This window comes from Halopiger djelfimassiliensis (assembly GCF_000455365.1).
GTDB classification, from domain to species: domain Archaea; phylum Halobacteriota; class Halobacteria; order Halobacteriales; family Natrialbaceae; genus Halopiger_B; species Halopiger_B djelfimassiliensis.
The window spans coordinates 705178-715768 of the sequence record NZ_HG315686.1 but is presented as its reverse complement, the minus strand read 5'-3'; the positions used below and the strand labels follow the sequence as shown (position 1 = coordinate 715768).

Here is a 10591-nt window from a genome sequence, read left to right as displayed (position 1 = left end):
CGTCCGCCAGCAGACCGGCGCGGCGATCAGCATGATGCCCAAATCGGACGCTGACCTCGAGATCGACCCCGACCCGCAGTTAGAACGTGAAGCCGACGAGACCGCCGATCGTGTGATGTGCAGGGGGAAACTCGGCCTGTTCCGGATGCGCAAAACGGAAGTTCACGTCCAGCGGATGCCGGGAGAAGAACTGGTGAGCAAGGCCAAAGCGCTCGTTGAGACGGGGACGGAGAAAGTCGACGAATCGACGACCAAGAGTTACCGACTGACGAAAGACCAACTGGTGGACATGGTACAGTCGGTCGAGACGCCGAAGGGACTCACCGAGTACATCGAACATCACGATATCGACGTGGCCAGTCGCGTCCAGGACGCGGCCAGCAGCCCGGTCAAAGGCGCGACGAAAGGCTGGACCGCGGGTTCGATGCTCGGGTCCGTCGCCGGCCCGGCCGGTGCCGTTGCCGGTGGACTCGCTGGCGTACCACTCGGGGCGTTCCTCACCACCAAGTTCGGTGAGCAGACCGCCGGCAAAATCCAAAAAGTCGTACGTGAAGTACTCGGGCTACAGACCGATCAAGAGTTCGACACCGACCTCGATACTGGTGAGTTAACTGGTGATGCTCAGAGCAGGAGGGGATAAGTATGGATGCAATCATAACTGGTGAATCTGAGAGGGTTGGCCTGAGCGTCATTGACAACAACAACGTTGAGCACCTTATAGAGATGGACAGGAGGGGGGAAATAATGGGTCACGAACAAGACGGCTACCCAGACAAAGCAGAAAAACGAACACATAGCGAGGGTGAACACGTCGGTCAGGCTCGTCGGTATGCGAAATACTATGTCGATCAGGAGACGGAGTACGACACACTGCCGTGGGATCTAGACGCGAATCAGTTCGAGGCGGTCCGGCAGGCGTTGCAGGACCTCTCGGTCGAGGAGATAAAGAGATACTTCGGTGACCTCCTTTCCCAGAGTCTGAGTCACTACGCGGACGACCCGGACGTTGATATTGGGGATACCACGCGCCCGGAAGCACTTCCCGCGGAGCAGATTGGCGGCGAGGACGCGGTCATCTACAAACAGGAGATCTACCTCGACGGAGACGACCAGATCGAGGCGACATCGGGCATCGGCATCATGTACTACGTCGCCAGAGGGGAACGCAAAACGGTCTGGCGCGGTGACGCGCCGGATCGAGAACCGGACGCCCGGGTCGAACTGTTCCCGGCACCGCTGGTCGATCCGGCTCCGTTCCGGGATTATCTCGTCTATAATCTCCGGTGTCAGATCCGCGATTGCTATCTCATGATGGGGCTGGAACCGCCCGAGGAGTACCGAGTGCTCGGCCACGGCCAGTATCGGTTCACTGGGAAATACAATAGGTTTGATGTTTACCCGCCGTATTACGACTTCAGCGCGGATATCCCCGGCTATACCCACGAATTCCGCCCGGATCTCCCGATCACCTGGGACGAACTCGGGGGACTGGTCGATTCAGGGAGCGATCAGTCGCTGTACGACCAGATCAAAGACACACTGTTCAGCCGGTAACCGCGATGCTCGTCCGGCAGACACAGCAGGCGCTGGAAGAACACATGGATGACCCGCTGGGGGACGTCCGCATCTACACCGGGCCGCAGACTGCCAACGCCTGCCAAGACATCAATGCCCGGACCGTTACCGTCAGCAACCATCTCGCGTTCAACTACGCCGAATACGATCCCGAGAGCCCGGAGGGCCAGTTCCTGCTGGCACACGAGTTAGCTCACGTCCGCCAGCAGACCGGTGCGGCGATCAGCATGATGCCCCAGTCGGATGCTGACTTGGAGATCGATCCCGATCCGCAGTTAGAGCGCGAAGCCGATCGGGCTGCCGAGGAAGCACTGTCGGGTGAGGGGGCGCTGGTCGTCAATCGGACGGATGACCACGACCCGCGGTCGACGAAGAGTGCCGAATCTATGACCCATGAGGGTCGACAATATCTTCAAAACGGTAGTAATCTACGTGAGATCGGTGCTGAAAATCAGTAGGAAGTTCAGGATACGAAGCCTAACTTGGACACGCACGAAGACGACATTCAATCGCAGCCCATCTGAACAGGCCGAACCACCGCCGAACCCTCCGCCGGAAAGCGAAGCGTTCACCCGCGACGAGAGATCGTACCAGGCCGCCGACGCAACGGGACCCAACGAGCGGTGGGAATCGATCAGTCCGACTCGCGGGTCCCGAGGACGGTGTCCTCCCCGAGAGCGGCCTCGCCCATGGCGAAGGTCCGCGTCTGCAACCTGGTGTTGAGTCCGAGGAACGTGTCCCCGCGAAGCGTGAACTCGTCCTCGAGCGCGAGTACGTGCGCGTCGACGTGGGCCGGCTTTTCGGTCTCGATGATCTCCTCGACGGCCGCCCGTTGGGTATCGGATTCGAACGGGCCACAGAACAGGACGAACGAGCGATCCCCGGACAGCATCGAGGCGTACTCCTGTCTGGCCGACTCGCCGTCGGTTCGGTCGAGGTCGGCCGGATCGAGGAAGAACAGTCGGTGGCCCGTGCCGATGTCGCCGGCCGCCTGGTCGTCACCGTCGCGGGCGACACGCGATGTCGTTCCGTCCGCGGTAGTAGCCCCAGAGGTGACTGGTCGCTGGCGGTCGGTCGCTGCTCCTGCTTCGGTCGCCGGCTCGGTTCGATCCGGCGTTGCGTGGCGCAAGTAGAGTTCGAGCGTTGCCCGCAGGCCGGCTCGTGTCCCGCGTTTCGCGTACAGTTCGGGCGCGCGTGCGAGGTACTCCCGGCGGGCGCTCTCCGGCCAGTCGCGATACGCGTCGGCGGCGAGCCAGTCTTCGAGCCAGGCGAGTGACTCGCTCGGCACGCCGTGTGGATCGAAGTAGCGTCCGATGTGTTCGATTTCCGATTCGATATCGACGAACGACGTTTCGAAGACGGAGAGGAACCGTTCGAGAAACGCGGCCGACCGGTCGTTTTCCCGGTAGAGTTCGGGCAGATATCGGAGGTACGATCGACGGGGACAGTAGGCCGTCACGGAATCGATCAACGGTGCTGCGGTCGGACTACCGACGAGTTCGATGGCGACGTACAGGTATCGCCCCGTCGCGTCCCGAAGTAGGATATCCTGCGGATCGATCTCGTCGACGTGCGCCCAGTTCGATTCGACGTGGTCGACCAGCGCGTCGCCGGCGGTCCGCTGCCACGAGCGGACCTGGTCGGGCGTAAGTCGATCGCTGCGTGTCGCCACCCGATCGGCGTCCGTCGTCGCGAGTTCCCAGATCGAATCCACGTCCGCTTCGTGCAGCGTCTCGATGGCGTCCGAGTCGAGGATGGCCGTAGGAGTGTGGCCGGTCTCGGTTCCGTCGGCCGTCTCGTCGGTGTCCGTCGCATTGTCCGCGTTGTCCGACGGTCCGCCGGAATCGAACGGCAGAAGCGCCGACTCGTCGGTCGCGTAGTATCGAACGCGAACCTGGGTGCTCGCACCGGAGCGGGCGAGGTCGAGCGCCAGGCGGTGCCACTCGACGCCGTCGATACCGGAATCGTACCGGTGGACCGCCAGTCCGACGTGCCGGTCGCGATCCGGGTGACGGGCGTACTCCGTGACCTCCCGCAACGCGTAGCAGGTCCGGTCTTCGCAGCCGAGCGCGTAGAAGACCCGGCCGTCACCGGCCTCGTTCCCTGTCGATCGACTGACGAGGTGGTCACAGCCGTCCTCGAGTTCGTGGACGCGGTGGAACTCGCCGGTGTCCGGGTCTAGCTCGAACAGTCCGTGTTCGTTCCGCTCCTCGATCGTCCCGGCGAGCACGATCGTGCCCTGCGGGGCCGTGACCGCGGTCGGGACGAACGCCTCTCCGTCTGCGACGAACGCGTCCGTCGGCAGGGGGTACGTATCGTCCCGCCGCTCCCGTTCGTCCCCGAACACCCGGACGGTCGGCGCTTCGTTGACGATGTCGAGGACGTACACAAGGTCGTCCGCGACCGTGATGTCGACCGGCGACTGGAGCCGCCACTGGTCGATGCTGAGTTCGTCGTCGCCGATGCAGACGATCCGTTCGTCGCCGTCGAGCGCGTAGATCGTCCCGCCGTCGTAGGTGAGTTCGATCGGCTCGGCCGCCCGGGACCGAAGCGTTCCGGTCTCTCGTCGGAGTCGAGGAGAGACCGTCACGATCGTCCCGTCGGCGTCGTCGACGACGAACACGCGGTTTTCGCTGGCACAGACGGCGCGCGGAGACTCGATCGAGAGCTCGTCGCTGTCGAGCAGTCGCTGTCGGGTGTCGGTGGTCGGGTCGTACCGATACAGTGCTCCCGACGGGTCGAGGGTGTAGAGCAGCCCCGTCGGATCGACGGCGAGATCGACGATCGAGGTCCCGAGGCTCGATTCGCGGATCGCCGTCGTTTGCGCCAGGGAGATCCCGCCGTCGGCGACCTCGACGTTGCGTGTCGTCCACTCGGCCCAGTCGGATTCGCTCGTGGTCGTCGCGTACGAAAACTCCATGGTCAGCGCCCTCCGTTATCGGTCGTCGTCAGGTCAACAGTCACGTCTTCGACGGCGAACAGCGACGTGTCGTCGATCAACACGGTGCGTTCGTCGATAGCCGTCCCGCCGTGGGCGGTGATCGTCACGTCGGTTACGCGGTCGATCGCGTCGAGGTCGCTGACCACGTCGACCAGTTCCGACCCCTCGAGCGTGCGGCCGAACGGCCACCCGTCGCCGTCGTACCCGTACAGTGGATGGAGATAGGATGTAATGGCTTCCGTAACGTCTTCCTCGTATCCGCCGCTAGTGTATCGGGGACGAGTATGCCCCGTAACGGTGAGTTCGAGCCGGACGTACCGCGGACCGGTTACGTGGACGCGGTCGGTCAGCAGGGTTCGCTCTCGAAGGTGTTTCCGAACCGTCTCGAGGAAGCCCGCGCTCGGTTCCGGACTGGGGACGTCGGGAGGTGCGTACGGGACGACGACGACGGTGGTCCGATCGCCATCGACCGAGACTTTCGTCCGGCTAATTCGGAGCCCGGGTGTCCGTGAAGCGAGATAGCGGTAGTCATCCTCGGTAACTGCGCGGTACGGTCGCCTGAGGTCGCGCCGGGCGCGCCGGAGGGCCTCCTCGATCGTCTCGGAGTCGGTGCCGCCGGTGGCCGCACACAGCGGGACGACGTCGATATCGGCAGGCGAAACGTCCGTCGCCAGTTGCGTGTTCGAGTCGGTGAACTGCCAGACTGCGGTCGACGAGACGTTTCCCTCCTTGCCGCCGCCGTAGACGTAGTCGGCGGTGATCGTCGCGTTCGGGGCCGGTACGCGACCGGTCTCGCCGTCGCCAAACGTCACGCGGCCACGCTCCCGGTCGAGGACGTAGTGTGGATCGTCCGGTCCCGAGGCATCGAAGTCCGGGACCTCGACGTACCGTTGCCCGTCGACACGTACCGTGGTCGAGAGGATCGGTCGATTCTCGAACGCGTACGTCTGCCCGTCGAGCCTCGCAGATGCGTCCGATCCGGTCGCGTTTCCGACGGGTGACAGTCGTTCGTCGGTGACCGATGCGGCGTGGCTGGCGGTGACGACGTTCGTCCTGATGGCGTCAATCTGTGGCGGGATTTCGTAGCCGGATGTCTCGACGCGGCACCGAACCCAACCGTAGTCGTCTGCATCGTCGATCGGACACTGGCTGTCCCGCGTCGGTGGAGGCGAATCGGCGGTCGCGCCGACGAGTTCGATCAGGCCGCCTTCGTACAGGGCATTCGTTTCGTCCTCGGTGACCGAGAGCGATCGCCACCGTCCGGTCTCAGGGTCGCGATGCTCCCAGACGAGTTCGACCGAGGGAGTAAACGTGACGGAGTGATCCTCGGATGGCGGCGTCGGCTCCGGAAGGTCGACATCGTGATAGTCGACCGAGAGCGTGAGACGGTCCGTGCTCTCGAACGGGTCACGATCGAATCCCAGGTAGACGGCGTCTCCTCGCTCGACGGTATCGCCGAAGGGTCGGTAGAACATTCCGTCGGTCCGGTTCGCTTCCCCGTGCTCGGTCGGTCCCGGCCCGACGGTGACCACTCGCTCGATCTCGGCGGCGGTGAGGACCACCTCGTGATCGGTCTCGAATCGATAGACATCGTCGGTGCCGTCGGTGACGGCCAGCCGCGTTCCGGCCGGCAGGGGTTTTCCCGTCGCTGCCTGTGGCGGCGACAACTCCACCGTCGCCGTCGCCGGGGTCGGCGGGCGACGGTCGTGCCCGATCAATCGCAAGAACTTCTCGCGGTGGTCGTCGGTGATCTGATCGAGCTGATAGGTGTGCGTCTCGGTGAGCCAGGCGAGTACCTCGAGGATGGTGATCCCCGGGTCGTGCGGATTGAAGTCGGTCCACTCGTCCGAGTACGCCGGGATCCGCTTTTTCGCCTGTTCAAGCAACTCCTCGTAGTCCCTGTCGTCGAGTTCTGGTACGTCAATTCCCATGGTCGTATCACCTCTGATCGCCCGATCGGCGAGTCCGCAGTTCGGCTCCGTCGTCGATGGCAGCTCCGGTCGACAGGGGGCCGCGCTCTCGACGTGACAACGCTGACCCCGTCATTACCTCGTCTCCTCCACGGTGACGGTGATCCGGTGCGAGCCGTTGCAGACGAGCGTGTCTCGTGGAAGCGAATGGTAGGCCCCGTGATCCGATAACGACCGCCGTTCGCCGCCGGTCTCGACCGTGACGTCGAACTCCAGCACCTCCGAGACGGAATCGACGTCGGCGACGATGTCGGAGAGTTCGTCGGTATCGGGGAGCACACCGAACTCCCAGCCGTCCCCGTCGTTCCCCCACAGGGGATGGAGATACTCGTCGAGACGACGCTCGACTGCGCCTTTGAGTAACGAGACGCTTTTGACGTTCGTCGCGAGAAGCGTCGTCTCGATCGAGAGTTCACCGTATCCCGGTCCGCGGACGACGATGTCCGCGTCGTCGGCGGCGACCAGCGATGCCGGTGCGTGATCGTACAACGTCTCCCGGACGCGATGTTTGAGTTCCATCGACGGCAGCGGCTTGTCCCGTTCGGTCTGGGGAACGATCAGGACCGTCACGCGCGATCCGTCGCCCGTCCCGAGATCCGGATCGCACGTAACCCGGGCCAGTTCCGGGAACGCAGCTTTGGCGACCTGCTCGTAATCGCTCGCTGTCACCGCTCTCCCGCGGTGTTTGAGTCGGTTCGTCGAGCGTGCGACGAGCGTCTCGGTCGATTCGACGTCGGCACCACCGTCGGCCGGCGTCGGGTTCGAGACCGACTCCACCAGCGCGACCGAACTTTTCAGATCGGTTACCGTCTCGGCCTCGACGTTGCCGTCACTTCCGCCGCCGGTCGTGTACGTAGCCCGAACGTTGTCCTGGCCGGCCGGCGGAATCGCACCGTTGTTACCGTCGCCGAATTCGATCACGCCGAGTGTTTGATTGACGACGTAGTGTCGATCCGTCGGTCCCGAATCGAGGAAGTCATCGACGGCGGTCCAGCGGACCCAGAACGCGGTAAGTTCCTCCCGAGAATCGTACTCGGGTTCGACGGCCGATGGGTTCTCGGCGGTCAGCTTTCGCCGCTGCCCGGCCGACAGGGTCGACAGTTCATCCACCCACACCTCGATATCGATCACGGGCGCGTGCGCGCACCTGAACGACTGCTCGTGGGAGCCGTCGCTGGATCCGAGCGTCTCGTGTTCGATCGTGACGGTGTTGTACGCCCACTGCGTGTTCGGATAGATCCCCTCGAGAACGGGTGGCGTCGTCGTCCGCTCGCTCGTGACGTCGGCGGGGATCGATTCCGCCGCAGCTTCGGTCCGGTCGGCGGCATCCGGTCCCGATGTAATCGACCCCGTTCGAGCGCCGCGGCGGTCGCGATCGACATCGAACTCGTCTTTGGTCACGCGGGCCCGAATCCAGTGGCGGGTCCGGTCGAACAGTTCGACCTCGGTCGTCGGTTCCGGAAACGTGAGCGTAACGATCCCGCGTTCGGTTAGCCCACCGGTTCGGTCGTGAGCGTCGAGCTTTGCCCACTCCCGTCCCTCGCCGTCGACGCAGTATTCCCACTGAACGCCGGGATCGAACGACTGCGGGTAGGTCGTCTCCGAGACCGGAATAAACAGCGTCAGTGGACCGTTCTCCAGTACGTCGTTAAACCCGAAGTACAGAGTCTGGCGGTCGTCGAGCGTCTCTACAAACGGCGAAAATCCGCCCGTTCTATCGGTGAGATCGTCACTATAGGCGGCGTTGTTGTACCTGAATACGGTATCGAACGGCTGAGAACCCCGGTCGTAGTGGACGGCGATATCTGCGAACGTCGGTGCGTCGGGCTCGTCGACGAGCGCCCCACGCTCTCCCTCACTCGTTACCTCGAACGATGGCTGGCCGTAATTACCGCCGACCAGGCGGGCGCGGATCCAGACGTTGTCATGCCCCGAGACCGTCGTCGGCGCAACGTCGTCCGGGACTTCGAACCGAACGACACCGGGAGTCCGGAGGGCATCGGTACCGTCCTCGACCGAATCCAATCGCGTCCATCCATCGCCGTTCCAGTACTCCCAGGAGAGCCGCGGCGACCCGCCGAGGACGCCGACGCCGGCAGTTCCGGTCCGTCCGGTTGCGGCCTCGTTGGCGTCTTCGGCAGACGTGCCGTCGTCGCTCGCCGCGTCATCGGGCGTCGGCGAGACGAACTCGAGGTCGACGACGCCGCCCGGTTTCGTGAAGGCCTCCTGACAGGCAACGTAGAATGTCGCCGGTGGCTGTGGGATCCGCCCGAACGGTCTGATTGGGCCATCGTCCGGCGAGAGCGGAACGTCATTCGACAACAGCATGTCCGGGTTCAGTCCGTCTTCCCGCCCGGCGCTGGCGACGTGTACCGACAGCGATTCGATCGTCGTCGAGAGGACGTTCGACTCCTGGTCGTCGATAGCGCACCGAATCCACCGACTCTCGACGCCGTTGACTTCGCGTTCGACCGTCTTTCCGGGGAGACGGAACGTCCGTTCGGCGCGGCCGTCGTTCCCGGTTCCTCCTCCCATCGTCGCCGAACTGGACTGGAGCCGCTCCTGGAGCGCTTCGACTCCCATCTCGCCGTCCGCGCGGCGGCCGTCCGACGGCCGATCGAGCTCGTACCAGCCTTCGTTTCCGTCGGCGTCCTCGCCGTAGTACTCCCAGACCGTCGCCTCGAAAAACCGTTCGGCGTCGCCGGTCGTCTCGACGGAAACCGACAGCGACGATCCCGCCTCGAGGTTGAGCGCGGCCTCGTTTCCCATATAGAGGACGTGCGCTTGCAGGTTATCGCCTGTGAACAGTTCGGTCGATTCCGACTCGAGGACATCGCTGTGGTCGACGATAACGTCCGTATCTGGGTTGATACCGACGACGTCCGTCAACCGAGCGGGCGTCGCCTCGAAGCCGGCGTCCTGTGGGAGTTCGAACAGTTGCGAGTCGCCGTCACCCGTATCGGCGATCGCCTGCGTCCCACCCGGAATCGGAACGTTTCTGTTGATGTCAGTCGACACACGGAACGTAAGCGGTGTTCTCGCTGCCTGTGGTGGACGACGGTCGAAGTCGAGTGCATCCAGAAAGGCAAGCAGGTGTTTCTCCGGGACTTCGTTCAGGCGATTCCGAGTATCGGCCTCGAACGACGAGAAGATTCGGAGCAGCGTCCGCCCGACGTCACTCGTGTTCGGGTCCCACGTTCGGGTATACGCGTCGGCGCGTTCGATCAGCGTCTCGAATAGTTCTTCCTGATCCCGGTCGTCGATAATCGGTTCGTCGCTCATGCCGTCTCGATCCTCCGTCCGAAGAAACCGATCGGCGTCCGTCCGGCGACCGTTCGGGTTGCTCGAACCGGTGCTCCCTCGAGCGCTGCCTGTGGCGACTCCGGTGTGTCCATTCTGTGGTCACCCATCTCCTTCCGTGATGTGAAACGGATAGACCATGTTCGACAGACTGTTCGTCGTCCGGACGCGGTAGTCGATCTCGATCAGGATTTTGTTCGGATCCTCGTCGTCGGTTCTTGCGGTTACGTCTTCGACATCGATCCGTGGTTCCCACCGGACGAGCGCCTCGCGGACGCTACTCTCGATGAGGTTCAACGTCGACGGCGACGCCGACGAGTAGACGTGATCGTGGATGTCACAGCCAAACTCCGGTCGCATGATGCGCTCGCCTTTCGCCGTTCCGAGGATGATTCTGATCGCTTCTCGAATGTCGGCTTCGGCATCCGAAAGTTCGATGTCACCGCGCTGGTCGGACGTGACTGGATACTGCCACCCGGTTCCGAGGAAATCGTCCGCCATGGCTTACCCGATGAGAACGGTTGCGCAACCGCCGACGATCGTGTTCGGCGGCCCGTTTTCGATGATCTTGTCGCCCATCCTCGCCGCTGGCATTTTGTTGATCAACACGCTCTCGCTGCCCATCGCGACGGTCCCGCCGACGTGCGGGACGGGTCCCGATGTCAGCGGACAGGTGTGAACGTCTGCGCCGGCACGCCAGGCCGGGCGCTTGCCGATCAAAACGTTCGGACTCGCGGTACCGGTCAGCGGCGTTCCATGTGCGGTCGCATCGCCAAGTCTTGCTGCGGGTTTCATGTATCGATCA

At 63.5% G+C, this 10591-nt stretch carries 7 protein-coding genes and 1 pseudogene; 3 read left to right on the top strand and 5 right to left on the bottom strand.

Translation table 11 applies throughout. The annotated features are described in order from the left end of the window. From TX80_RS14435 to TX80_RS14425, 3 genes and pseudogenes are all read left to right on the top strand, one after another. Positions 1 to 640 (top strand): annotated as a pseudogene (locus TX80_RS14435) (DUF4157 domain-containing protein); the annotation flags it as partial. A 2-nt stretch (positions 641 to 642) separates the two neighbouring features. Continuing rightward, positions 643 to 1554, top strand: a complete 912-nt coding sequence (locus tag TX80_RS14430; RefSeq protein WP_049923831.1) for a hypothetical protein — start codon at positions 643 to 645, stop codon at positions 1552 to 1554. A 5-nt stretch (positions 1555 to 1559) separates the two neighbouring features. Continuing rightward, complete coding sequence (locus tag TX80_RS14425) at positions 1560 to 2033, top strand: eCIS core domain-containing protein (RefSeq protein ID WP_394324884.1); 474 nt, start codon at positions 1560 to 1562, stop codon at positions 2031 to 2033. A 176-nt stretch (positions 2034 to 2209) separates the two neighbouring features. Here TX80_RS14425 and TX80_RS14420 read toward each other — a convergent pair whose 3' ends face one another. The 5 genes from TX80_RS14420 to TX80_RS14400 form a co-directional block, all read right to left on the bottom strand. Continuing rightward, complete coding sequence (locus tag TX80_RS14420; protein WP_049923830.1) at positions 2210 to 4495, bottom strand: phage tail protein; 2286 nt, start codon at positions 4493 to 4495, stop codon at positions 2210 to 2212. Positions 4496 to 4497: 2 nt separating this feature from the next. Further along, on the bottom strand, positions 4498 to 6447 hold the full coding sequence (locus TX80_RS14415; RefSeq protein WP_049923829.1) for a putative baseplate assembly protein: 1950 nt from the start codon (positions 6445 to 6447) through the stop codon (positions 4498 to 4500). 114 nt (positions 6448 to 6561) lie between these two features. Then, complete coding sequence (locus TX80_RS14410; protein WP_049923828.1) at positions 6562 to 9768, bottom strand: baseplate J/gp47 family protein; 3207 nt, start codon at positions 9766 to 9768, stop codon at positions 6562 to 6564. A 120-nt stretch (positions 9769 to 9888) separates the two neighbouring features. Then, positions 9889 to 10287 (bottom strand): GPW/gp25 family protein, encoded by a 399-nt coding sequence (locus tag TX80_RS14405; protein WP_049923826.1) that lies wholly within the window; start codon positions 10285 to 10287, stop codon positions 9889 to 9891. A 3-nt stretch (positions 10288 to 10290) separates the two neighbouring features. Then, complete coding sequence (locus TX80_RS14400) at positions 10291 to 10581, bottom strand: PAAR domain-containing protein (protein ID WP_049923825.1); 291 nt, start codon at positions 10579 to 10581, stop codon at positions 10291 to 10293. Between the last annotated feature and the right edge of the window lie 10 nt (positions 10582 to 10591).